Annotated in this window: 25 protein-coding genes; all 25 read left to right on the top strand. The window is 35.6% G+C overall.

Features of this window, described 5'->3' with window-relative positions; genetic code table 11:
• The first annotated feature begins 277 nt into the window (after nt 1-277).
• The 25 genes from H599_RS0109035 (at nt 278) to H599_RS0109160 (ending at nt 26,444) form a co-directional block, all read left to right on the top strand.
• Nucleotides 278-973: an SIR2 family NAD-dependent protein deacylase gene (locus H599_RS0109035; RefSeq protein WP_026713835.1), complete on the top strand. Its 696-nt coding sequence runs from the start codon at nt 278-280 to the stop codon at nt 971-973.
• Nucleotides 974-1,127: 154 nt separating this feature from the next.
• Nucleotides 1,128-2,474, top strand: a complete 1,347-nt coding sequence (gene purB / locus H599_RS0109040; protein ID WP_026713836.1) for an adenylosuccinate lyase — start codon at nt 1,128-1,130, stop codon at nt 2,472-2,474.
• Between the two features lie 142 nt (nt 2,475-2,616).
• Nucleotides 2,617-4,857: a cation:proton antiporter domain-containing protein gene (locus H599_RS0109045; RefSeq protein WP_026713837.1), complete on the top strand. Its 2,241-nt coding sequence runs from the start codon at nt 2,617-2,619 to the stop codon at nt 4,855-4,857.
• A gap of 471 nt (nt 4,858-5,328) precedes the next feature.
• A complete protein-coding gene (locus H599_RS0109050) occupies nt 5,329-6,231 on the top strand; it encodes a DnaJ C-terminal domain-containing protein (RefSeq protein WP_026713838.1) in 903 nt (300 codons plus the stop codon).
• The gene (locus H599_RS0109055) at nt 6,228-6,521 is read left to right on the top strand and encodes a chaperone modulator CbpM (protein ID WP_026713839.1); all 294 of its coding nucleotides are present in this window, start codon (nt 6,228-6,230) and stop codon (nt 6,519-6,521) included. Before H599_RS0109050 ends, H599_RS0109055 begins: the two co-directional genes overlap by 4 nt.
• 171 nt (nt 6,522-6,692) lie before the next feature.
• Nucleotides 6,693-7,919, top strand: a complete 1,227-nt coding sequence (locus H599_RS19415) for a cation:proton antiporter (protein ID WP_051590692.1) — start codon at nt 6,693-6,695, stop codon at nt 7,917-7,919.
• A gap of 223 nt (nt 7,920-8,142) precedes the next feature.
• On the top strand, nt 8,143-8,598 hold the full coding sequence (locus H599_RS0109065; RefSeq protein ID WP_026713840.1) for a MarR family winged helix-turn-helix transcriptional regulator: 456 nt from the start codon (nt 8,143-8,145) through the stop codon (nt 8,596-8,598).
• A gap of 8 nt (nt 8,599-8,606) precedes the next feature.
• Nucleotides 8,607-9,239: an NAD(P)H-dependent oxidoreductase gene (locus H599_RS0109070; protein WP_026713841.1), complete on the top strand. Its 633-nt coding sequence runs from the start codon at nt 8,607-8,609 to the stop codon at nt 9,237-9,239.
• 29 nt (nt 9,240-9,268) lie between these two features.
• Nucleotides 9,269-9,832: a YceI family protein gene (locus H599_RS0109075; protein WP_026713842.1), complete on the top strand. Its 564-nt coding sequence runs from the start codon at nt 9,269-9,271 to the stop codon at nt 9,830-9,832.
• Between the two features lie 199 nt (nt 9,833-10,031).
• Nucleotides 10,032-11,303, top strand: coding sequence for a hypothetical protein (locus tag H599_RS0109080; protein ID WP_026713843.1), 1,272 nt, complete (start codon nt 10,032-10,034; stop codon nt 11,301-11,303).
• Nucleotides 11,304-11,549: 246 nt separating this feature from the next.
• The gene (locus H599_RS0109085; protein WP_026713844.1) at nt 11,550-12,950 is read left to right on the top strand and encodes an anthranilate synthase component I family protein; all 1,401 of its coding nucleotides are present in this window, start codon (nt 11,550-11,552) and stop codon (nt 12,948-12,950) included.
• A 66-nt stretch (nt 12,951-13,016) separates the two neighbouring features.
• A complete protein-coding gene (locus tag H599_RS0109090) occupies nt 13,017-13,583 on the top strand; it encodes an anthranilate synthase component II (protein WP_026713845.1) in 567 nt (188 codons plus the stop codon).
• 61 nt (nt 13,584-13,644) lie between these two features.
• Nucleotides 13,645-14,637: an anthranilate phosphoribosyltransferase gene (trpD, locus tag H599_RS0109095; RefSeq protein ID WP_026713846.1), complete on the top strand. Its 993-nt coding sequence runs from the start codon at nt 13,645-13,647 to the stop codon at nt 14,635-14,637.
• A gap of 9 nt (nt 14,638-14,646) precedes the next feature.
• The gene (gene trpC / locus H599_RS0109100) at nt 14,647-15,438 is read left to right on the top strand and encodes an indole-3-glycerol phosphate synthase TrpC (RefSeq protein ID WP_026713847.1); all 792 of its coding nucleotides are present in this window, start codon (nt 14,647-14,649) and stop codon (nt 15,436-15,438) included.
• 96 nt (nt 15,439-15,534) lie between these two features.
• Nucleotides 15,535-16,158, top strand: coding sequence for a phosphoribosylanthranilate isomerase (locus H599_RS0109105; protein WP_026713848.1), 624 nt, complete (start codon nt 15,535-15,537; stop codon nt 16,156-16,158).
• A 1-nt stretch (nt 16,159) separates the two neighbouring features.
• A complete protein-coding gene (gene trpB, locus H599_RS0109110) occupies nt 16,160-17,341 on the top strand; it encodes a tryptophan synthase subunit beta (protein WP_026713849.1) in 1,182 nt (393 codons plus the stop codon).
• A gap of 80 nt (nt 17,342-17,421) precedes the next feature.
• Complete coding sequence (locus H599_RS0109115; RefSeq protein WP_026713850.1) at nt 17,422-17,742, top strand: gamma-glutamylcyclotransferase family protein; 321 nt, start codon at nt 17,422-17,424, stop codon at nt 17,740-17,742.
• Between the two features lie 152 nt (nt 17,743-17,894).
• On the top strand, nt 17,895-18,656 hold the full coding sequence (gene trpA, locus H599_RS0109120) for a tryptophan synthase subunit alpha (RefSeq protein ID WP_026713851.1): 762 nt from the start codon (nt 17,895-17,897) through the stop codon (nt 18,654-18,656).
• A gap of 260 nt (nt 18,657-18,916) precedes the next feature.
• Nucleotides 18,917-19,513 (top strand): hypothetical protein, encoded by a 597-nt coding sequence (locus tag H599_RS0109130; RefSeq protein ID WP_051590693.1) that lies wholly within the window; start codon nt 18,917-18,919, stop codon nt 19,511-19,513.
• A gap of 185 nt (nt 19,514-19,698) precedes the next feature.
• Nucleotides 19,699-20,295 carry a Crp/Fnr family transcriptional regulator gene (locus tag H599_RS0109135; protein ID WP_026713854.1) on the top strand — a complete coding sequence of 199 codons (597 nt, stop codon included), beginning with the start codon at nt 19,699-19,701 and terminating at the stop codon, nt 20,293-20,295.
• Between the two features lie 71 nt (nt 20,296-20,366).
• A complete protein-coding gene (locus H599_RS0109140) occupies nt 20,367-21,164 on the top strand; it encodes an alpha/beta fold hydrolase (RefSeq protein ID WP_026713855.1) in 798 nt (265 codons plus the stop codon).
• 68 nt (nt 21,165-21,232) lie between these two features.
• Nucleotides 21,233-22,801, top strand: a complete 1,569-nt coding sequence (locus tag H599_RS0109145; protein ID WP_026713856.1) for a S41 family peptidase — start codon at nt 21,233-21,235, stop codon at nt 22,799-22,801.
• Between the two features lie 125 nt (nt 22,802-22,926).
• Nucleotides 22,927-23,349 (top strand): DoxX family protein, encoded by a 423-nt coding sequence (locus H599_RS0109150; protein WP_026713857.1) that lies wholly within the window; start codon nt 22,927-22,929, stop codon nt 23,347-23,349.
• 424 nt (nt 23,350-23,773) lie between these two features.
• Nucleotides 23,774-25,036, top strand: coding sequence for an alginate export family protein (locus H599_RS0109155; protein WP_026713858.1), 1,263 nt, complete (start codon nt 23,774-23,776; stop codon nt 25,034-25,036).
• 28 nt (nt 25,037-25,064) lie between these two features.
• Entirely contained in the window at nt 25,065-26,444 is a 1,380-nt protein-coding gene (locus H599_RS0109160) for a CmpA/NrtA family ABC transporter substrate-binding protein (protein ID WP_026713859.1), read from the top strand.
• Nucleotides 26,445-26,517: the final 73 nt, after the last annotated feature.

The following is a 26,517-nucleotide window of genomic DNA, read 5'->3' on the forward strand; positions in this document are numbered from 1 at the left end:
ATTTTTTTTTGCAGCAAAAATAGTAAAAAGAAAAAAAGCCACGAATTCACTAATTCCTTTATGAAAATTAAACCGCAGATTAAATTTCACAAATCCATCCCGATTTCGATTTTTTATGAAACACAGATTGGAGAAATTAGAAAAATAATCGCAGATTATAATTATTTTATAAAATTTCTTAAATTTCTCCAATCTGTGTTCCTTTTAATTAAATCTAGTAAAATCTTCAATTTAAAAAAGCTATATTTAGCATCAGTATTATCCCAAAAATAAGTCCATGAAAAAAAAATTAGTCGTTCTTACCGGAGCAGGAATGAGTGCCGAAAGCGGTTTAAAAACTTTCAGAGACAGCAACGGACTCTGGGAAGGTCACGATGTCATGGAAGTAGCTTCGCCGGAAGGCTGGCAAAAAAATCCGGAATTGGTTTTGGAATTTTACAACCAAAGAAGACGCCAACTGAAAGAAGTACAACCTAATTTGGGACATCAGGAACTGGCGCAACTGCAAATTCATTTTGACGTACACATCATTACCCAAAATGTGGATGATTTACACGAACGCGCCGGAAGCAAAAAAGTTTTGCACCTGCATGGCGAACTCCTGAAAGTACGAAGTACTAAAAATCCAAAACACATCTTAGAATGGGAAGGCGATTTGAATTTAGGCGATGTAGATTCTTTTAAAAATCAGTTACGCCCGCATATTGTTTGGTTTGGAGAATCGGTGCCTGCTTTCGACGAAGCTTTAAATATTACTGAAACCGCCGATTATTTTGCCGTTATCGGGACTTCCTTACAGGTCTATCCTGCCGCAGGACTATTGGCTTTTGTTCCACCAACCACTCCGGTTTTTTATATTGATCCAAATCCTATTTCAATACCGGACTTAAGAAATCCTTTGGAAACAATTCCGATGACGGCAACAAAAGGGGTTTCTGTCCTAAAAAACCATTTATTAGCTCAATTTCAATAAAAAGAAGAAAAAACATTAGTAAACTGTAAAAAACTTGCAACTTCTAACGGCTAACTTCTAACTTCTCATTATATTTGTGCCTTTCAAAAAAATAAGCCCGATTTCACAAATGCTTTCGGATTAAATATCAACTTTTATTAGCATAAAAAAGACAATGACGACTTTAAACGAATTGAATGCAATTTCTCCAATTGACGGAAGATATAGAAATAAAACGCTTTCTTTAGCGCCATTTTTCTCTGAAGAAGCCTTAATTAAATACCGTGTATTGGTAGAAATTGAATATTTTATCGCTTTGTGCGAAGTGCCTTTGCCGCAATTAAAAAATGTAAACCCAACTGTTTTTGAAAGTTTACGTAACATCTACAAAAACTTCTCTACCGAAGATGCACTTTGGATCAAAGAGACAGAGAAAGTAACCAATCACGATGTTAAAGCTGTTGAATATTTTATTAAAGATGCCTTTGAAAAATTAGGTTTGTCGGAATACAAAGAATTCATCCACTTCGGATTGACTTCCCAGGACATCAATAATACGGCTATTCCGCTTTCTACCAAAGAAGCTTTTGAAAAAGTGTATATGCCTTCTTTAATTAATTTGATTGCCAAATTAAAAGAATTAGCTATTGAGTGGGCAGCCGTACCAATGCTTGCCCGCACCCACGGACAACCGGCCTCTCCTACCCGTTTAGGAAAAGAAATTACTGTTTTTGTAGAACGTATCGAAGAGCAAATGCGTTTGTTATTCAACGTTCCTTTTGCAGCTAAATTTGGTGGTGCAACAGGAAATTACAATGCGCACCACGTGGCTTACCCACAAATCGACTGGAAACAATTCGGAACTAAATTTGTTGAGGAAAATTTAGGATTACACCATTCATTCCCTACCACACAAATTGAGCACTACGATCATTTTGCTGCTTTTTTTGATACTCTAAAAAGAATTAACAACATCATCATCGACTTAGACCGCGATATCTGGACGTATGTTTCGATGGAATATTTCAAACAAAAAATCAAAGCGGGAGAAATTGGTTCCTCAGCGATGCCTCATAAAGTAAACCCGATTGATTTTGAAAATTCAGAAGGAAACTTAGGAATTGCCAACGCAATTTTCGAACACCTTTCTGCCAAATTACCAATTTCAAGACTACAACGTGACTTAACAGATAGTACGGTTTTGAGAAATATTGGAGTTCCAATGGGACACACCATCATCGCTTTTGAAGCTACTTTGAAAGGATTGAACAAATTATTATTAAACGAAGCTAAATTCCACGAGGATTTAGAAAGCAACTGGGCGGTTGTAGCTGAAGCCATTCAAACTATTTTACGTCGTGAGGCTTATCCAAATCCTTACGAGGCTTTAAAAGGTTTAACCAGAACTAACGAAGCGATTACCAAAAATTCTATTCATGAATTTATCGGAACTCTGGAAGTTTCTGAGGCTATCAAAGCGGAGTTGTTACAAATTACGCCAAGTAACTTTTTAGGAATTTAACAAATTCAAACTATAAATTTTTAAAAAGTCCCGATTCCATCGGGACTTTTTTTATAAATACCCTATTAATAACAGACAATATTGTACATCCAAACTGCTTTTGTTATATTTAGCAAAATTGGTTAAAAAAGAAAGAAAAAATATGAGTACCGTAGCTGCCGTTGCCGAAACCACCACACATTTAAAACCCTTAATCAGCGATTTAGGACTTATCCTGATGACTGCCGGGATTGCTGTGTTGCTGTTTAAAAAAATAAAACAGCCGTTGGTTTTAGGCTATTTAATTGCAGGTTTCTTAGCAGGAAATCATTTTGATTTTTTCCCTTCGGTCAAAGACGTTCACAGTGTAGAAATTTGGGCCGAAATAGGCGTTATCGTTTTGCTTTTCAGTCTGGGACTTGAATTTAGTTTTAAGAAACTGATGAAAGTAGGCGGAACAGCCTCAATAACCGCGATTACTCAAATTATAACCATGGTGCTGATAGGTTATCTGGCAGGACAATGGATGGGCTGGAAAGAAATGGACAGTATTTTTCTGGGTGTGATACTTTCTATCTCCTCCACCACTATTATTTTAAAAACTTTTGACGAATTAAAAGTAAAAGCCGAACAATTTGCCGGAATTGTTATTGGTTCGCTCATTGTTCAGGACATTGTAGCCATTTTAATGATGGTCTTGCTGTCCACGGTAGCAGTAAGTCAGCAATTTTCAGGCAGTGAATTATTACTTTCTGTATTAAAATTAGGCTTTTTCCTGATTGCCTGGTTTGTGGGTGGCATCTTTTTTATTCCAACATTATTAAAGAAAACCAAACACTTACTAACCGATGAAATGATGCTGATTATTTCACTGGCTTTGTGTTTAATGATGGTAATATTGGCTTCAAATGTTGGTTTTTCACCTGCTTTAGGAGCTTTTATCATGGGTTCTATCATTGCGGAAACTACTCATGCCGAACACATTGAACATTTAGTAAAACCGGTAAAAGATTTATTTGGAGCGGTATTTTTTGTATCGGTCGGAATGTTGATTAATCCGCATACGCTTTATGAATATGCACTTCCGGTAGTTATTTTAACCTTCGTTACCATTTTTGGACAATCCATCAGTTCTACTATAGGAGCGTTGATTTCGGGACAACCTTTAAAACAATCCATCCAAACAGGGATGAGTTTGTCGCAAATTGGGGAATTCTCCTTCATTATTGCTACACTGGGTATGTCGATGAATGTAACCAGTAATTTCCTGTATCCGGTAGTAGTGGCGGTTTCGGCAGTTACCACTTTTACAACGCCTTTTATGGTTAAGATGGCAGTTCCTTTTTCGGTTTATCTGGAAAAAAAATTACCCCGAAAATGGACCCGAAGAATTGCTCTTTACAGTGCCAATGCTCAGGCGATTCGCTCGGTAAGTACCTGGCAAATCGTAATCAGAGCGCATTTGCTGCAAATTATTTTACATACCATTATTATTACTTCGGTGATTTTGATGTCGTCTAAATTTGTATTGCCTTTGGTCGAAAATTCAAAATTTGGAAACACCATTGCCGCATTGATTACGATAATTATTATTTCCCCTTTTTTATGGGCACTTTCGTTGCGAAGAGTTGCCGTAAAAGAAGTGAATCAGCTATTTGAAGAGCGAAAATACCGAGGTCCTATCCTGATGCTTTTCTTCTTCAGAATGGGATTAGCGGTATTCTACATCGGATTTTTATTGAATATCTTTTTCTCTCCGGTCATTGCATTTTTTGCTTTGGTTGTCGCAATTGTAATCTATTTGCTATTTCCTAAAAAATTACACGAGCAATATCATAAAATTGAAAGTCATTTCCTGACCAACCTCAACGACAGAGAAGAAAAAAAGATCGACCGCCGTTATGCTTATTTAAGTTCCTGGGACGGTCACATGACTACTTTTGAAATTTCAAAAGAATCCAATTTGGTTGGAAAAACCCTGCGCGAAATCAAAATGAGGGAATTAGTTGGTGTTAATATTGCTTATATAAAACGCGGCGATATTGTGATTCAGATTCCAAACAAAATGGAGCGCTTGTTTCCTGGAGATGAAATTTGCGTGATTGGTTCTGATGCTCAGGTCAAAGAATTTTCTAACTTTTTAACCCAACATGAGGTTGAAGTTCCGGAAACAGTAACTCCCGACGAAATTGTTTTACGTCAGATTGAATTAACCAATGAAGATTTTATTGGAAAAAGTGTTGGTCAATCCAAATTAAGAGAACGTACGAAAGGGCTTTTGGTAGGTGTCGAACGAAAAGGGAATCGAATCTTAAATCCGGAATCGAATATTATTTTGGAAAAAAATGATTTATTATGGCTCGTTGGCAGCAAAAAATTAATGTCCGAATTATTTAAAGAATAGCTTTTAAAAAAGCTGTTTTTTCTCAATCTTTTACGATGCCTGAACTTATTAGCAGTTTGGGCATTTTTATTTTTAAAACCAACCCGTTGGATGAAATTACTAAAACGTCAGTTCGAGTGTTTTTTGTGTAGTGAAACGGAACAAAAAATGTCCCGATAGCTATCGGGACGAGAACCTTTTTTAATGAAATTTTTCTTGTTCCCGATACGATTTTCTTCCCGAGGCTTCGGGAGAAAATCACTCGAACTGACGAAAAATTATAATCAAAAATTAATTTCACCCAACGGGTTTAAAACCATTTATTTTTTTTAAAATACTTTCAAAAAATAAATATGCGGCTATTCTTTTTCTATAGAATTTTAAGTAAATTTATAGTACCAAGACAACACAAAATCAACTCTTTTTACTAAAATTTCCTTTTGAAATTACTGTAAGAGTTCAAAATTAATGGTAATTGAAAATCATTTTTTTATGGCATTTATAGATTATTACAAAGTATTGGAAGTAGATAAAAAAGCTACCGAAGCCGAAATCAAAAAGGCTTACCGGAAATTGGCCCGAAAATACCATCCGGACATTAGCCCGAACGACAAAGAAGCCGAAAAAAGATTCAAAGAAATCAATGAGGCCAACGAGGTATTAGGAAATGCCGAAAAAAGAAAAAAATACGACGCTTACGGCGAACACTGGCAACATGCCGCCGAATTTGAAAAAGCTAATCAAAATCAACGTTATTACGGTTCCGGCGGTACTCAGGAAGAATTTAATAATTATGGTCGGGACGGAAACGACGATTATTCGGATTTTTTTGAATCATTGTTTGGAAACGCAGGTCGAAGAAGCCGCTCAACACATCAATTTAAAGGCCCTGATTACACCTCTGAATTACAATTGAATTTAGAAGAAGCTTATTCGACGCATAAAAAAACAATTACCGTAAACGGGAAAAATATTCGTTTTACCATTCCTGCCGGAATTGAAAACGGTCAGACGATTAAAATTGCCGGTCATGGCGGCGATGGCAGAAACGGTGGTCCCAAAGGGGATTTGTACATTACTTTTATCATTAACAATCATCCGGATTTTAAAAGAGACAAAGATAATTTGTATGCTACGGTTTCTCTGGATTTGTACAAAGCAGTTTTAGGCGGCGAAATTACCGTGAACACTTTTGACGGAAAAGCCAAGCTAAAAGTAGCTCCGGGAACTCAAAACGGAACTAAAGTAAAACTCAAAGGAAAAGGATTTCCCGTCTATAAAAAAGAAGGCTATTTTGGCGATTTATATATTACATTTCAAATTAAAATTCCCACCCATCTCTCTGCTAAAGAAATGGAACTATTTAACGAACTATCAAAATTAAGAGCATCATGAATACCGAAAATTTTATCCCTATTAGCACTTTATGCCAGCATTATAAACTGGAAATAAGTTTTTTTAATCATCTTGATGAAAACGGTTTAATAGATATTTTGCTTGTGGACAATACCCAGTATGTTCACAAAGAATCAATTTATGAAATTGAGAAAATAGTTCGCATGCATAAAGATTTGGATGTAAATATTGAGGGCATTGATGTAGTGCTAAACTTACTTCAAAAAATTGACAGCTTACAAACTGAGTTACTACGAGTTAGAAACAGATTGTTGCTCTATGAAAACTAATTTTCAAGCAAAATCTCGCTTTAACAAAACCAAAATTTAACTTAAAACCAAAACTCAAAGTATATTAAATTATATTTTTTTCATATTTTAACCTCAAATTAAAGTATCTTACCTAACAAAATACTACTATAATTGGTATTTTAGATAGGATTTCGATATAAAATAAAAAATATGACAATTATAATTTCTCTTTGTATTTTATTACTCGTTGCTTATTTATTTGATTTAACAGCTTCAAAAACTAAAATTCCTTCGGTAATATTACTTTTACTTTTGGGCTGGTTTGTCAAAGAAATCACCAACTTTTTCTATATAAAACTTCCCGATTTAAGTTCGACCTTACCAATTTTAGGAACTATTGGATTGATTTTGATTGTACTGGAAGGTTCGCTGGAATTAGAATTGAATAAATCCAAAGTCCATTTGATAAAAAAATCTTCTTTAGGGGCTTTTATTCCTTTGATTGCGATGGCCTTTTGTCTGGCCTGGCTGTTTTATTATTACAGCGAATACGACTTCAAAACCTGCCTGAGTAATGCTATCCCTTTTTGTGTAATTAGTAGCGCGATTGCCATTCCCAGTGTTCGAAACCTTCGTCAAAACTATAAGGAATTTGTGATTTACGAGAGCAGTTTATCGGATATTTTCGGCGTTATTTGCTTCAATTTTGTGGCATTCAACACCAGTTTCGGAATGAATACTTTTGGTTATTTCTGCCTGGAAATCCTGATTATTATTATTATTTCTTTTGTGGCCACCATTTTATTATCCTTTCTTTTAAATAAAATTGATCATCATATTAAGTTTGTTCCCATCATTTTACTGATTATTTTAATTTATGAAATTTCTAAAATTTTCCATCTTCCGGCTCTGGTTTTCATCCTGATTTTTGGGCTTTCTATCGGGAATTTAGATGAATTAAAAAATTTCAAATGGATTCAGAAATTCAGACCTGATTTATTAAACAACGAGGTTCATAAATTTAAAGAACTAATTACCGAAGCTACTTTTTTAGTAAGAGCCTTATTCTTTTTACTGTTTGGTTATCTTATTAAAACTTCCGAAATCATCAATCCGGACACGGTTCCCTGGGCATTGGCAATTGTGGGAATCATTCTGGCAATCCGTTTTTTACAGCTTAAAATTTCGGGATTACCTCAATTTCCTTTATTATTTGTAGCTCCGAGAGGATTAATTACTATTCTTCTATTTTTATCCATTGCCACTGAAAATCAGATAGAATTAGTTAATAATTCGCTTATTATTCAGGTCATTTTATTAACCGCTATCATTATGATGCTGGGCATTATGTTTACCACTGTTAAAAGGAAAAAAGCCATTGAAGAAACCCGAAAAGCACTGCATAGCCATCAGGAAAAAGAAACCAACCTATATTAAAATAATGCGAAACCTTAAAATAAGATCCTCTCTTTTTGGGCATTTTTTATTAATCTGCCTTAATTATTATATGGTATTTCTCTCCTCTTATTAAAAAAAATACAGTAACAAAACCTACAAAACAATCATTTTTTCATTTTTAATCAAAATTTTACATTACAATATTTGTATATACAAATAAAAAAGCATTATATTTGTACCAACAAACAAAAACGGTATTGAAATGAAAATTGAAGATGAAATAAAAAGTACGGTTGTCTTAGATCTTCCTAAAAAAATAATTCTCAATATCATGTACACCCAACATATTTTGAGTGAAAAGTTTAATGAGATCTTAAAACCTTATGACTTATCCGGGGAACAATACAATGTTTTGCGCATTCTTAGAGGGCAAAAAGGAAATCCGGCCAATATGTGTGTCATTCAGGAGCGAATGGTTGCCAAAACCAGCAACACTACCCGACTGGTTGACAAACTTTTGCTAAAAGAATTAGTAACCCGAAATGTCTGTCCGGAAAACCGGAGAAAAATAGAAGTATTAATCACGCAAAAAGGACTGGATGTTTTAGCGGATTTAGATCCAAAAGTTAACGATCATGAAAAAGCAACAACCGCGAAGTTAGACACTACCGAATTAGAACAATTAAATCATTTATTAGAAAAATTTAGAAATCAATAAATAAAATCATGAGCACATTTATAGAAAATCAAAACTGGAGATATGCAACAAAGAAATTTGATGCTACCAAAAAAATCTCAAAAGAAGATTTAAAAACATTAAAAGAAGCTATCCGCTTGAGTTCTTCTTCTTACGGATTACAACCTTACAAAGTAATTATTGTTGAAAATCCTGAATTAAGAGCTAAAATTCAACCCGCAGCCTGGGGACAATCGCAAATTGTAGAGGCTTCTCACCTGATTATTTTTGCCAATGAAACTCAGGTGGAAGAAAAAACGATTGACAGTTATATTGCCAACATTAGTGAAACCCGAAACATTCCCGTTGAATCTTTAGCTGGTTATGGCGATTTTATGAAATCTAAGCTTATAAACCTTCCGGAAGCAAGCAAACAAATCTGGACTTCAAAACAAACTTATCTGGCTTTAGGTAATTTATTAAATGCCGCTGCCGAATTAAAAATTGACGTAACACCAATGGAAGGTTTTGTACCGGAGCAGGTAAACGAAATATTAGGTTTAGACAAATTAGGACTTAATACTTCTTTAATTGCAACCTTGGGATACCGTCATGAAGAAGACGCAACCCAACACTATAAAAAAGTTAGAAAATCAGAAAAAGAATTATTTATCACACTATAATCATTAATTAAAATCAAATTTAAATCAACATGAAAAATTTAAAATCACTTGCAATCGCTTTATTCTTAGCTGCCGGAGTTTCAGTAAACGCGCAAACTAAAAAAATTGATGTAAAAGCTTCTACAATCAACTGGGTTGGAAAAAAAGTAACCGGACAACACTCTGGAACGGTAAACTTCAAAGACGGAGCTGTAGTGCTTAAAGGAACAAAATTAGTTGGAGGAACTTTTACAGTTGATATGACTTCCTTAACAGCTACTGATTTGACAGGAGAATACCAACAAAAATTAAACGGACACTTAAAAGCTGACGATTTCTTTGGAACAGATAAATTCCCAACTTCAACATTGGTAATTAAAAAAATTGGGGCAAAAGCGAAAAACGTATATGCTGTAACTGCCGATTTAACAATCAAAGGAATTACAAAACCAGTTAGTTTTGACCTTGCTGTAAATGGAAACACGGCAACTACAACCTTTAAAGTAGACAGAACTAAATATGACATCAAATACAACTCCGCGAGCATTTTCAGTACTATCGGAGACAAAGCTATTGATGACGAATTTGAATTGGCTGTAGCTTTGAAATTCTAATTTTCATTTTACCCTGTATATAAAAAAGGAGACTGTTTTACCGAGACAGTCTCCTTTTTGTTTTCAAAAAACAAAAAAATAACAACCACTTAACCTTTATACAATCTTAAGAAAACATCCTCAAAAACACAGTTTATAATTTTGCAAATGCCTGTTTTATTAGAGAAAATCAAGCCCCATAACTATCTAATATAAAATCATGAAAAAGAAAATTACACTGGCTGTTTTAGGATTATGCTTTAGTTTAACAACCATAGCACAAAACATCAGAGGAATTAGCAGCCCTCCTCATTCATTCAACAACTGGACTAATTTCAAACCGGCGTCGGCAGAATACAATACCGCCACACACATTTTATCGGGAATAATCGATAAAGACATGACTTTATCCAACAAAAACACTTATTTGTTAGTTGGAGTTGTTTACGTAAAAAATGCCTCGCTTACTATTGAACCCGGCACTGTTATCAGAGGCGACGAAAAAACATGTGGTACCTTAGTCATTACCCGCGGTGCTAAAATACTGGCCGAAGGTCTGGAAACTAATCCTATTATTTTTACATCCAACAAAGACGGATACAGCCGAAAACCGGGAAACTGGGGTGGAATTATCCTGTTAGGCAATGCTCCCATTAATACTATTAGCGGCATGAGTTTTCTGGATTTTAATTTAAATCCCGCCATGTGTCAGTATGGAGGTTCAAATCCCGAAGACAATTCCGGAATTTTAAAATACGTCCACATTGAATATTCGGGAAGAAAACTCAATGAATTAAAAGAACTAAATGGTTTATCGATGGCGGGAATCGGTAACAAAACCATCCTGAGTCACATCCAAATTAGTTATTCTAACGATGATTCTTTCGAATGCTATGGTGGCAATGTCAATCTGGACAACCTGATTTCATATCGTTGTACCGATGATGATTTTGATTTTACTCAGGGAGCTCAGGGCAATATTTCTAACAGTATTGCCATTCGCTATCCTTACAGCTCCGACTTTTCGGGTTCCAGAAGTTTTGAAATCGACTCTTATGACAAAGCTGAAAATGCCGATTTTAATAAAAAAATGACCCAAATTACAGCTAACAACATCACCTTAATTAACATGGAAAATAACGAACAGGGCTTAGTTCGAGAATCCATTTTTATAAAAAAAGACAGTCAATTAAATTTAACCAATAGTGTTATTTCCGGATTTGCTCCCTTTATTTTGATGGATAAAAATATCGAACCTTATACCGCTAATTTATCCAAAATTTCATTTTCCAATGTTTTAATTAATAATTGCAAAGGAAGTTTTGAAAGCGAAGAACCTAATTACAACAGCGAATTAAATAATTGGTACTCAAAAAATGCTACGGTAGAATTTAGCCAACTAACCAACACTGAATTATTCATAGATTCAGGTTCCAAAAGCAGACCTGATTTTAGAATTCAGCCAAATAACAGCTTTGCAAATAACGATTAATGTATTTCGAAAATTAAAATTGCATTTTTTACTTTCAACTATTTGCAAATTAAAATTACATTCCTATATTTGCGATATGGAAAGAATTACAAATAATACTTGGTGGTGGAATAATTTACGTCAGTAGTCGTGAACTAAGCTCCTATGGTATTATCCCAATAAATATAAAAGGCTTGTCATCACGACAGGCCTTTTTTTTATGCCAAACAAAAAACAACAACATATAATTTTTAAAATTTAATACAATTGAAATCTTTTAAACTCAATACAAAATACAAACAAATACTGGCTGACACGATTACTCCTGTTAGCGTGTATTTTAAGATAAGAGACAAATTTCCAAATAGTCTTTTACTGGAAAGTAGCGATTATCACGGAAACGACAATAGTTTCTCCTATATCTGCTGCAATCCGATTGCTTCGATAAAAATTGAAAACGAAACCATTTTCAAGCAGTTTCCTGACGGAACTTCCGAAACTACTGCTATCGATGCACAAACTAATATTCCTGAGGTAATTCAGCAGTTTTCAGGTCAGTTTCAATCAGAAAAGAATAATTTCAAATTCATCAATAACGGTTTATTTGGTTATATTTCTTATGATGCCGTTCGTTATTTTGAAAAAGTAACTATCGCTAAAAAAGAAAACAGCAATACGATTCCGGATGTGTATTATGCCATTTACCAAAACATTATTGCTATCAACCATTTTAAAAATGAGGCTTATATTTTTTGCCACAGCGTTGACGACCACAACAACATTGATGAAATTGAGCAATTAATGCAATCCCGAAACATTCCTTCGTATAAATTCACCAAAGAAGGCGAAGGTTTCTCTAACCTGACTGACGAAGAATTCAAACACAATGTAGCTTTAGCAAAAAAACACTGTTTCCGTGGTGATGTATTTCAATTAGTACTTTCCCGACGTTTTACCCAAGGATTCAAAGGAGATGAATTCAATGTTTACAGAGCTTTAAGAAGTATCAACCCATCGCCTTACCTATTCTTCTTTGATTATGGTGATTTCAAAATATTTGGTTCTTCGCCGGAAGCTCAAATTATTGTAAAAAACCGTAAAGCCGAAATTCACCCAATTGCCGGAACGTTCAAAAGAACCGGAGATGACGAAAAGGATGCTGTTCTTGCCAAACAACTATCAGAAGACAAAAAAGAAAACAGCGAACACGTAATGCTGGTTGATTTGGCCCGAAATGACCTGAGCCGTCATGGACACAATGTAAACGTGGAAAGATACAGAGAAGTACAGTTTTTCTCTCACGTAATTCATTTGGTTTCTAAAGTTACCGGACATTTGCATGACGATGCCACAACCATGCAGGTAGTTGCCGATACTTTTCCGGCGGGAACTTTAAGTGGTGCACCAAAACACAGAGCGATGCAGTTAATTGAAGATTATGAAAAAACAAACCGTAATTTTTATGGAGGCGCTATCGGTTTTATGGATTTTGAAGGCAATTTTAACCATGCCATTATGATACGAACTTTCCTAAGCAAAAATCATCAATTGCACTCTCAGGCAGGAGCCGGAATCGTTGCCAGTTCTGATGAAGAAAGTGAAATGCAGGAAGTTTACAACAAATTGAGAGCTTTAAACACCGCTTTAGATTTGGCAGAAACAATATAAAAAGTATTCAGTTTACAGAAATAAAATAACGTGAGATTGCTTCGTGCCTCGCAATGACATAAAAAGATGAAAAAAATATTAGTTATAGATAATTATGATAGTTTCACATACAATCTGGTGCATTATCTGGAAGATTTAAATTGTGAAGTTACGGTATATAGAAATGATGAATTTGAATTGGAAGAAGTAGCCAAATTCGACAAAATTCTCCTATCTCCGGGGCCTGGAATTCCGGACGAAGCAGGCTTATTAAAACCAGTTATTGCAAAATACGGTCCTACCAAAAGCATATTTGGAGTTTGTTTAGGTCAACAGGCTATTGGAGAAGTTTATGGCGGAACACTTTCAAATTTGGACAAAGTCTACCACGGAGTGGCCACAAACGTAAAAACCGTTGTGGACGACGAAGTTTTATTTCAGGGATTAGAAAAAGAATTTGAAGTAGGCCGTTACCATTCCTGGGTGGTAGATGCTACTTTACCAGAAGATTTAGAAGCCACTTCTTTTGACGAAAATGGTCAGGTGATGTCTTTGCGTCACAAAACCTATGATGTTCGTGGTGTGCAATTTCACCCGGAAAGCGTACTGACTCCAAACGGTAAAAAAATGTTGGAAAACTGGGTGAATAGCTAATTTTTAGTATTCAGTTAAAAAACTTTGGGACTTTGTGCCTTTGCGGCTAAAAAACTTAACAATGAAAAACATATTAAATAGATTAATCAATAACGAATTGCTTTCCCGTGAGGAGGCTAAAAACGTCTTGGTTAACATCTCAAACGGAAGCTACAATCCAAGCCAGACTGCAGCTTTTTTAACCGTTTACATGATGCGAAGCATTAGTATTGAAGAACTTTCCGGTTTTAGAGAAGCCCTTCAGGAATTGTGCGTTCGCATCGATTTATCCGATTACAATACTATCGATTTAGTAGGAACCGGAGGTGATGGCAAAGACACTTTTAACATCTCAACGCTGGCTTCATTTTTAACAGCCGGAGCCGGAGTAAAAGTAACCAAGCACGGAAATTACGGAGTTTCGTCTATCACGGGTTCGAGTAATGTAATGGAAAGTTTAGGAATCAAATTCAGCAATGATGCCGGTTTCCTAAAAAAATGTGTAGAAGAAGCGGGAATTTGTATCCTGCACGCTCCTCTATTTCATCCGGCGATGAAAAACGTCGGCCCAATCCGAAAAGAATTGGGTGTAAGAACTATTTTCAATATTTTGGGACCAATGATTAATCCGTCGTTTCCTAAAAATCAATTATTAGGAGTTTTCAACTTGGAATTGGCCAGAATGTATGGTTATTTGTATCAAAATACCGATAGCAATTTTACCATTGTACATGCCTTAGACGGCTATGACGAAGTATCTTTGACTGGTGCTACAAAAGTTATTACACACAGCACTGAAGGTATGCTAAACCCGGAAGATTTTGGTGTTCAAAAGATAAAGCAAAGTGAAATTGAAGGCGGAAAAACCGTGGAAGAATCGGCGCAAATGTTCCTGAATATCATTTCCGGAAAAGGAACCGAAGCCCAAAACAATGTGGTTTGTGCCAATGCAGGTCTGGCCATCGCTACCGTAACCGGATGCACGCCATTAGAAGGATTTGAACAGGCTAAGGAAAGTTTATTCTCAGGAAAAGGATTAGCTGCCTTGAAAAAATTACAGGAATTAAGTCTTTAAATTAAAAAAATGAACATACTCGATAGAATCATCGTTGACAAAAAACAAGAAGTTTTTCTTAAGAAATCCATAATTCCGGTTTCACAATTGGAAGCTTCGGTTTTCTTTTGCAAAAAAACAATTTCTTTAAGTAATAATTTAAAAAACAGCAACTCGGGAATTATTGCTGAACACAAACGTCGCTCACCTTCTAAAGCCGAAATCAACTATGGTTTTACGGTGGAAGAAGTGGTGAAAGGTTATGAAAGTGCCGGTGCCTGTGGAATTTCTGTTTTGACTGACGGGAAATATTTTGGTGGTTCTTTGGACGATTTATTATTAGCCAGAGCATCGGTAAATATTCCGCTTTTGCGAAAAGAATTCATCGTTGATGAATACCAAATATTAGAAGCCAAAGCACACGGAGCCGATTTGATTTTGCTGATTGCAGCGGTTTTAACCCGCGAAGAGATCAAATCCTTATCGGAATTTGCGCAAAGTTTAGGATTAGAAGTTTTATTAGAAGTTCACAATCAGGAAGAATTGGAAAAATCCATTATGCCAAGTTTGAACATGATTGGCGTAAACAACAGAAATCTTAAAACATTCGAAGTAAGTTTAGATTTCAGCAAGCAATTGGCCGATTTAATCCCAAATGAATTTGTAAAAGTTTCTGAAAGCGGCATCAGTTCCATTGAAGCGATCAACGAATTAAAGCCTTATGGATACAAAGGTTTCCTAATTGGTGAAAACTTTATGAAAACTGACAATGCCGGAAAAGCAGCAAAGGAATTTATTGATAAGTTAGAAGTTAGAAGTTAGAAGATGGAAGTTACAAACTATCAATTAAAAGAAAGCATAGAGCTTTGTGAGCTTTGCGAAAACTTAGTGCTCTTTGTGGTTAAAAAATTATAGATTATGAAACTAAAAGTCTGTGGCATGAAATATCCCGACAATATGCTCGAAGTAGGCGCACTCCTACCCGATTATATGGGATTTATATTTTGGGAAAAATCAGCCCGATATTTTGATGGTATTATGCCTGATTTACCCAATTCAATTAAAAAAACAGGTGTTTTTGTCAATGAAACTGTCGAGAATATTATCGAAAAAGTACAAAAATACAATTTGCAGGCGGTACAATTACATGGACATGAATCTGTAGAATTTTGTTTAAATTTGAAAACGCAATTAGCAGCAGATATTGAGATCATAAAAGTATTTTCGGTAGCCGATGATTTTGATTTCTCCGTTTTAGAACCGTTTGAAAAAGCCTGCGATTATTTTCTTTTTGATACCAAAGGAAAATTACCCGGAGGAAACGGAACTACCTTTGACTGGAAAGTATTAGAAAATTATCCGTCAACAAAACCATTTTTCCTCAGTGGCGGAATTGGTTTAGATGAAATGGAAGCCGTTAATGAAATACTAAAAACCAATTTACCCGTTTTTGCCATTGATGTAAACAGTAAATTTGAAATAGAACCAGGATTAAAAAATACCGAAGCACTACAACAGTGCATCGCAATAAAAAACAGTTAAAATGTCATACAACGTTGATGAAAAAGGCTATTATGGCCAGTTTGGAGGAGCTTACATTCCGGAAATGTTATATCCAAATGTGGAGGAATTACGCCAGCAATATTTAAAAATCATGGCCGAACCGGAATTTAAAGCCGAATTTGACCAATTGTTAAAAGATTATGTCGGTCGTCCAAGTCCGTTGTATTTTGCCAAAAGATTATCTGAAAAATACAATACTAAAATCTATCTGAAAAGAGAGGATTTAAATCATACCGGCGCGCACAAAATCAACAATACCATCGGACAAATTTTGGTGGCTAAAAAACTAGGCAAAAAACGCATTATTGCTGAAACCGGTGCCGGACAGCACGGTGTGGCAACCGCTACCGTTTGCGCTTTAATGGGCTTGGAATGCATTGTATATATGGGAGAAATTGACATCAAGCGTCAGGCGCCAAACGTTGCCCGAATGAAAATGCTGGGAGCCGAAGTTCGCGCTGCTCTTTCCGGTTCAAGAACATTAAAAGATGCTACTAACGAAGCCATTCGCGACTGGATTAACAATCCGGTAGATACGCATTATATCATTGGTTCAGCCATTGGGCCACATCCTTATCCGGATATGGTAACGCGTTTTCAAAGCGTAATTTCCGAAGAAATAAAATGGCAGTTAAAAGAAAAAGAAGGACGTGAAAATCCGGATTATGTGGTAGCCTGTATTGGCGGAGGAAGTAATGCCGCAGGAACTTTTTACCACTTTTTACACGAACCGGAAGTAGGAATCGTAGCGGTGGAAGCCGCCGGAAAAGGCGTTAATTCCGGACACAGTGCCGCCACCAGCAAATTAGGGAAAGTGGGAATCATCCACGGTTGTAAAACCCTGTTGATGCAAACTCCTGACGGACAAATCACGGAACCTTATTCCATTTCAGCTGGTTTGGATTATCCGGGAGTCGGACCAATGCACGCTCATTTAGCAGAAACCGGACGTGCTGAATTTTTCTCAGTTACCGATGACGCAGCGATGAAAGCCGGATTAGATCTTTGTAAACTGGAAGGAATTATTCCGGCCATCGAATCTTCTCATGCTTTGGCAGTATTAAACGATAAGAAATTCAAACCCAAAGATGTTGTGGTAATTTGTCTTTCCGGTCGTGGCGATAAGGATTTAAACACCTATATCGATTATTTCAAATACTAACAGCTATCTAAAAACGGGAATGGTTTTTAGACCATTGCCAATATAAAAAATAAGAAAGTTCAATTTTCAAAACAGCAAAAATGGAAAAGTTATTCGCTTACGGAACTTTAAAAGATAAAGACATTCAGGAAAATATTTTTGGGCGCTCTTTATCCGGAACTCCCGACAGATTAATCGGATTTGTCATTAACTATATCGAAATTGAAGAAGAATTCGGATTAGAGAAATACCCAATTATCACAGCTACCAACAATCCTGACGATATTGTAAACGGTTTAGTTTATGATATTACCGAAGAAGACGTTCATCTTGCCGATACCTACGAAGGTTTGCATTACAAGCGCATCGAAGTAACCTTAGAATCCCTGCAAACGGCCTGGGCTTACATTGTTACCAATTAAAATAGAAAACTAAAATAGTTACTCAATATATCATTCCGAGGAACAAAAGATACAAGCGATAGCGAACTAGTGAATCAATCACATCAAGTGATTTAGATAGTGAGATTCCTTCGTTCCTCGGAATGACTTTTCAGGTGTTTAAAAAAGATACAATGAACAGAATCGAACAAAAATTACAGGAAGATAAAAAAATACTTTCCATCTACTTTTCGGCGGGATTTCCTAATCTGAATGACACGGCGTCTATAATTCAGGAACTCGAAAAAAATGGTGTGGACTTAATTGAAATTGGATTGCCATTTAGTGATCCCCTTGCAGACGGACCAACCATTCAGGCAAGTTCCACTGCGGCTTTACAAAACGGAATGACCACTCAGATTTTATTTGACCAATTAAAAGACATCCGTAAAACCGTTTCTATTCCGTTAATCATCATGGGATATTTCAATCCTATGTTGCAATATGGTGTAGAAGCTTTTTGTCAAAAATGTGCCGAAATCGGGATTGACGGCTTAATCATTCCGGATTTACCAGTTGCGGTTTATGCTGAAGAATACAAAGCTATTTTTGACAAATACGGTTTAATCAACATCTTTTTGATTACACCACAAACTTCTGACGAGCGCATTCGTTTTATTGACAGCGTTTCCAGCGGATTTATCTATATGGTAAGCTCGGCGAGTGTTACCGGATCTTCAGCCGGTTTTGGAAATGTACAGGAAGATTATTTCAAACGCATTGCCAATTTGAATTTAAAAAACCCACAAATTGTAGGCTTCGGAATCAACAATGCCGAAACTTTCAATCAGGCTACGCAATACGCTAAAGGCGCCATTATTGGTAGTGCTTTTATCAAACATTTATCTGAAAACGGAACCGGAAAAATAGCCGATTTTGTGAAAAGCATTCGATAGTTTTTACTCCATATAAATTTATTTACCGCAGATTCGCAGATTAAAAAATTTGTGAATTTGCGTTTTTTTTTGTTTTTGAATACTAGCTGTTTCAAAATTCGAAAAATTATTTTTATATATTTGAATTGAAAAATTATGTGGCGTTTGTCCCATATATCTACCCAAAATTGGATGGCTTTGTGTGATTTTGTCACACATATAAACGAGTTGGCGGTCATTATAGAACACCACTCACAACAAACAAAATTTTATACTAAAAATTGGAATCAAAAGAAATCGAAGCTAAAGGAACTAATACTAAAGAGATTGAATGGCAAGGTCCATTTTCATGGTTAGGATATGAAAATCAAAATGGTATTAACAAACTTCCTGATATTGAAGGAGTTTACCTCTGGACATTTAAATATAAAGACGGTTATTTAATTTATTGTGCAGGAATAACAAAATCTACTCGAACAAGATTTAGACAACATACACTAGAATACAAAAGTGGTAACTATACAGTATTTAATGTTAATGAAGCTAAAGAAGGCAAACGAGTAGAAATTTGGCACGGATGGTCATATGCAAGGGCTCATCGTGAAGAGTTCAACGAACGAAAGGAAGAAATTTTAAATGCAGTAGAAGAACAATTAAAGTCGTTCAGAATTTTTGTTGTAAAAGTTCCAGACAAAAGAGAAAGAGCTCGATTTGAAGCAGCCATTATGAACTATATTTATGGTTCAACTGAAATTTGGGCAGAATTAGCAGACAGAGGAATGGCATTAAGTAAAAGATGGAAAGAAGAACCACCAATTTTGATAAAAAACATAAGCACCGTTAAATTTTACGGACTTCTAAACACATTAGAAATATAAAAAACAACGAACCTCCCTGCTCTCCGAAGTCTCCTGACTTCGAAGCAACACAATTATATTACTGATACACAAACAAAATAAAACCCGCAAACAGCTAAAACCTTTCCTTCAACATAATTTTCAAACTATTTCAAAAATGCTTAGGTTTGTAATCCGTTTTATTTAACACTATAAATATTTCAAAATTGGAAGCTGCCTTTACTGCCATTACTATTGCGCATACAAAACTTTGCCCCTCCTTGACAGAGGCTGAATTAGATTTTTTAAAAACGGGACTTACTATTTCGAAGTTCAAACCCAAACAATTTTATTTAGAAGCCAATACCGTTCAAAAAGCCATCGGATTTGTGTTCAGCGGTTTAGTGCGCTCCTATTATGTAGATGAAAATGGCAACGAAAAAACCGTCAATTTTATTTCGGAAAATAAATATGCTACGCATTACACTTCTTTTGTAAAGCAGACACCCAGCAAATATCATTTTCAATGTATCGAGCCAACAATTATGGTGAATCTTCCTTACGAACACATTCAGGAAGGCTATAAAAAATTTCCAAATGTAGAACGCTACGGCCGATTGATTGCTGAGGCAATTTTGCACATGCAACAAAAAAGAATTGAAAGTTTTTTGTTCGAAAATGCCGAAACCAGATACCTGAATTTCGTCAAAGAAAACCCCGAATTATTCAATCGGGTTTCTATTTCCGACTTATCTTCTTACTTAGGAATTGAACGTCAATCGCTCACCAGAATCAGAAAAAAAATAGCACAAAATACATTTTGACACTTTTGTGTCAACACAAACATGAGGTCTGGTTATAATTTGCAGAATTATTTTTTATTGTTAATACCCTCATGAAAATTAAGCGTAAAAATATATTCACCTCTATTGGTAAAATTGCCGTTTACATCAAAGAAAAACCATTAAATGAAACTCCGGTAATTTTTCTTCACGGCCTTTATTTTGACCATAAACTCTGGAAGCATTACATCTATTCCATAACCGACCGAACCGTTATTGCTGTTGATATGCCTTTGCACGGAAAAAGTCAGGAAGACATTAAAAATGGTTGGAATTTGGAGGATTGCGCCCAAATGCTCGTGGATATTTTAAACAACTTAGAAATCCCAAAAGCAATTGCTGTGGGACATTCCTGGGGAAGTATGAGCATTTTAAGAGCCGCAAGCCTGTATCCGGATCGCTTTGCGGCTATCGGGCTTTGTAATATGCCTTTTCAGGCTGCATCTGCAAAACAAAAAATACTACAACACCTGCAACATTCCCTGCTTTTATTCCGAAATTTTTATAGCAAACAGGCTGCTAAAGTTTTGTTTGCCAAAAATTCTCTGCAAAAAAATCCTTTATTATTCTACCACTTAAAAAGACCGATGGCTCTTTTGTCTAACCAACAAATCAGAGAAATCGATCAAACCGTTATTCTCGACCCAACGGATGCTTCCGATTTAATTCAGAATTTAAAAGTAAAGGCTTATGCCATCAACGGCAAAGATGATTTTGTACCTGCTTCTATCTTTCTGGAAACGATTATCGTCAATGGCGGTCATGTTAGTCCGTTAGAAAGTCCGGATGAAGTTTCTAATTTGATTTCCAAACTAATCAAATACGGTACGCTAGAATTGATTCCGGCATAAAACGGAACGCAAAATAGCCGGATTACCGCTTTTTATTGTATTTTCGAAAAAAAAAAAATTCGAAGCAAATGATTCCCAATCTGTTTTTAGATAAAAAAATTATCCTCTTGCTTTTGATTTTATTTTTCTCCCAATGCAGCAGCATTTCTACTAACAATGCGCATTTACAAACTGTAATTCCCGCAGAAAAACTCCGCAAGGACGTAGCATTTACCCATAAAAAACTGCAAAAACTCCATCCAAAACTGGATTATTACATCAGCAAAGAACAATTGGATTTTAAATTTGACAGTTTAAAATCCAACCTCAACAATTCTTTAACTCCGCTTGAATTTTATAAAAAAATTAGTCCGTTGGTGGCAGCCGTCAAACAGGGACACAGCTACGTTTTGCCTCCCGAAAAAGAATACAGCAAGAAGGAAACGAAAGCCTTACTTAAAAAAGGCATTGGTCCGTTTTCCCAATTCGATTTTACTTTTTACGAAGACAAATTGTATGTGGTAAAAAACAAATCCTCTAACCCAACAATTCTGCCTGGAACCGAAGTGCTTTCGGTGAACGGTATCGAGCCGCAAAACCTTATCAACGAATACAACCGTTATTTTAGTTCAGACGGCTTTAATACTACTTTTAAAGAAGAAATCGCCTCCAAACGATTTGTTGCTTATTTTACAATTGAAAACGGCATTAAAGACAGCCTGAATTATGTTTTTAAAATCCATGACAGCATCCAAAACATTACAATTAAACGCTTTAAAAAAGACAGCTTAGAACAAAAAGCTAAAAAAGCAGTCCAAAAAATTTCTGTTGCTGACCAAAATAAAATCAAAGCTTTAAAAAAGAAAAAACGCATCAACGGTTTTGACAAAACTTCCAAAACTTTCATTCGGGAGCTGCGTTTTCTATCGAATGACAGCAGCGTTGCTTATTTAAAAATCAGCGGTTTTAAAGAAGGGGGTTTTCGAAAATTCTACAAAGACTGTTTTGCCGAACTTCAAAAAAGAAATACTCAAACGCTGATTGTGGATTTACGAAACAACGGCGGCGGCCGATTGAATGAAGTTATCAAACTCTACTCCTTCCTCTCCGACTCAACTTTTGTTTTTCTGCAAAAATCGGAAGTGGTTTCCAAAGGCAGTTTGTTTGAAGGTGCTTATTTTAACAAAGGTTCTTTTCCGGTAAAAATTGCCAAATCTCTTTTGGTCCCTTTTGTTTACAGCTATTTGTTACTGACGGTTCACAAAGACAAAGACGGTAAAAATTATTTTGCCACCGAAACCAAACCCCATCCAATAGCTAAAAATGCCTTTGGCGGAAAATTATTTGTGCTGATAAACGGCGGTAGTTTTTCGGCATCGAGTATTCTTTCTTCCAATTTAAAAGGTTCTCAAAGAGCCACCTTTGTGGGTACAGAAACGGGTGGCGATTATAACGGAACCGTAGCCGGTTTTATGCCCGTTATTCAAATGCCTCATTCGAAATTAAAAGTCCGAATGGGCATTATGAATTTTGCTCCCTTTTATCAAACTCCCGTCAAAGGACATGGAATTTTCCCGGATATAAGCATTCACCCCACTCTGGAAGATAAAATTCAGGGAAAAGATCCTGAACTGGATTGGATTTTAAAACACCCCTGATTTACTCCGAAAGCCCTTATTTTTTTAATCAAAAAATCCAATCTATCCTTATTTTAACAGGCTGTTTTTCTCTATTGTTTTAAAAATCACTAACTTAGTAGTACCAATTTTAAACATACAGCAATATGAACAGTGTAAAAGAATTAAATAAATGGGCAAATACGCACACTTATTTCACTTTAGATTTACTACGAATTGCACTTGGCGTGTTTTTATTCGTAAAAGGAGTTAAATTCATCACCAATATTCAGTATTTGGTCGAGTTGATTTCTCCTATTGACCAAATTGGAGGAGGAATGTTCCTCGTTCATTACATTACACCCGCCCACATGATTGGCGGAATAATGATTGCTTTCGGATTGCTCACCCGCTGGGCTATTATTGCACAATTGCCTATTTTATTTGGTGCCGTTTTAGTGAATTTTATGGGCGAAATGCACTCTGAAAATTTATTTTTAGCCTTAGGAACTTTGGCTGTTTGTTTATTTTTTATGGTTTATGGAAGCGGAAAACATTCTGCTGACTATTATTTTAAAATGTATCAATAAATAATAATTCCTAAAACCGCTTAAACACAAAGCCCAAATTAATTAAGTTTCTATTCTGTTTATTTTATAAAACTAAAGCTCGATATTCTATCGGGCTTTTTGTTTTTTATAGAATAAAATATTCTTTCTACGTATTTCCAACTCTTTTTGAATCTCAAACAATCAAAAAGCCTAAGTAAAACACCCCTAAATAATTAGTTTTCAAAAAGTTACTTAGTGCGAATAAGTGATTTTTAAAACACTAAAAATCAATAACTTATAGGCGTAAATTGTTTTTACACCTGTTTTTTATTGTGATATAAAACAAAAGTTTCTGGTTTAAAAAACTAGTTTTTGTTGCGCAAGACGTTATACATAAGTAAAATTACGTAAGTATGTTTGCAATGTAATAATTAACAAAAACAAATTTTTAAATCAACTTATTATGAAACTATTCAAAACACTTTCTTTATCAGTACTTGGCCTAATAGGTACTGCTGCTATGGCTCAGGAATTTAGTTCTGACATCCAATTAAGACCAAGATACGAATACACTAATGGTTTTGGAACTTTATTAACCCCTACAACAGCGCATACTTCATTCGTGGGTCAACGTTCAAGAATCAATTTGAACTATGCTGATACCAAATTAAAAGTAAAAGTAGCTTTGCAAAATGTACGTACCTGGGGAAATGTAAGTACTTTAGGAAATACATCTACTGACAAAAACGGATTTGCATTATACGAAGGTTGGGCTCAATACAATTTCACTGACAAATGGGGTACTAAAGTAGGACGTCAAATGATTTCTTATGACAATCAAAGAATCTTCGGAGGATTAGATTGGGCAAATCAAGGGAGAAGCTTTGATGCCGCTTTAATCAAATACAAAGGTGAAAAAAGCCAGTTGGATTTAGGATTTGCCTTAAATGCAGATTCAGAAGGAAAAGTTGCCCCATCTACACCTTATGCTACTGATTTTAAAGACATGCAATATGCCTGGTACCACACCAGTATAAAAAAACTAAACATTAGCTTTTTAGCTTTAAACTTAGGTAAAGAATACCAAAAAACGGTTTCTGAAATTGAAACCAATTATTCCCAAACTTTAGGAACTTACGTTAATTATACAGGCAAAAAATTAAGCTTAGACTTTAGTTTCTACGGACAAACCGGAAAAATTGGAGCCAATCAGGTTTCGGCTTACGAAGCAGCAGCTAACTTAGGTTATACTTTTACACCAAAATTCAAAGCAACTGTAGGATATGAATTCTTATCCGGAAAAGATCAAAGTTCCACTTCTTCAGTAGTAAAATCATTCAACCCGGTTTTTGGAACTAACCACGCTTTCAACGGTTTCATGGATTATTTCTACGTAGGAAATCATGCTAATTCTGTGGGATTGCAAGATCTTACATTAAAATTAGATTTCCCTATCAAAAAAGTAAACCTTTCTGTTGCTCCTCATTTATTCTATACGGCTAACGAATTAGCTGCAACCAGCGATAAATACTTAGGAACAGAGGTTGACTTAACAGCGGTTTACAAAGCAAGTAAAGACATCACCTTAATTGCAGGATACTCTCAAATGTTTGCTTCAGATGCCATGGTAGCCTTAAAAGGCGGAACGGGTTTGAAAGACACTACAAACAACTGGGCTTACTTAATGGTAAACATCAACCCACAAATTTTCTCAATAAAAAAATAATTAAACCAATAATCAAAGAAACATTCTCATGAAAAAAATAGCATTACGATTATCGATGATAGCATTAACAGCTTTAAGTGTTGTTAGCTGTAAAAAAGAAGCTAAAAAAGAAATGGAAGCCGGAGCTGAAACTGCAAGCGCTTCTAAAACTGAAAAATTAGCATTAGAGAAACCTCAGGTAACTTTAGGTTTCATCAAACTAACCGATATGGCTCCTCTTGCCATTGCCAAAGAAAAAGGATTCTTTGAAGACGAAGGTTTATTTGTAACTCTGGAAGCACAATCTAACTGGAAAAACGTTTTAGACCGTGTAATTGACGAACAAATTGACGGTTCGCACATGTTGGCAGGTCAACCTATTGCTGCAGCAGTTGGTTTTGGTAGACAAGCCAAATTAGTTACTACCTTCTCTATGGATTTGAATGGAAACGGAATCACAGTTTCTAACGATGTTTGGTCAAAAATGAAACCGGGAATTCCTTTGAAAGACGGAAAACCTGTTCACCCAATCAGTGCCAGTGCTTTGTTACCAGTAATCAAAGAATACAAAACTGCTAACAAGCCTTTCAAAATGGGGATGGTATTCCCTGTATCTACTCACAACTACCAATTAAGATATTGGTTAGCTGCCGGAGGAATCAACCCTGGACAATATACTAAAGACAACGTACAAGGAAACATCAACTCAGATGTATTACTATCAGTAACGCCTCCTCCACAAATGCCGGCTACTCTTGAAGCAGGAACAATCAACGGATACTGTGTAGGTGAACCTTGGAACCAACAAGCAGTTGCTAAAGGGATTGGAGTTCCGGTAATTACTTCAAGTGATATCTGGAAAAATCACCCGGAAAAAGTATTCGTAATGACAGAAGCTTTTGTAAAGAAAAATCCAAATACGGCTATTGCTATCACTAAAGCCTTAATCAGAGCCGGAAAATGGTTAGATGATCCAAAAAACAGAGCGGAAGCTGTTAAAATCTTATCAAGTCCTGCTTATGTAGGTGCTGATGAAAATGTGTTAAAAAACTCAATGACAGGAACTTTTGAATATGAAAAAGGAGACAAACGTGAGGAACCAGACTTTAACGTATTCTTCAAATACAATGCGACTTATCCATTCTACTCAGACGGTATCTGGTACATGACTCAAATGAGACGTTGGGGACAAATCACAGAAGCGCAATCTGCTGAATGGTATGCTTCAAAAATCAAAGAAGTTTACAAACCGGAAATTTGGACAAAAGCTGCTGAATTATTGGTTAAAGAAGGAAACTTAGACCTGGCTGACATCCCAAAAACAGATGGTTATAAAGCTCCAACAAACGAATTTATTGACGGTATTACTTACGACGGTAAAAAACCATTGGAATACTTGAAAAGCCTAAAAATTGGTAACAAAAACTAAATAAAAGTTCATAATGTGGGGGCTGTTTCCAGGACAGTCTCTGCATTATTTAAAAAACAAAACAGTTTGAGTT

Source organism: Flavobacterium daejeonense DSM 17708, assembly GCF_000425425.1.
GTDB classification, from domain to species: Bacteria; Bacteroidota; Bacteroidia; order Flavobacteriales; family Flavobacteriaceae; genus Flavobacterium; species Flavobacterium daejeonense.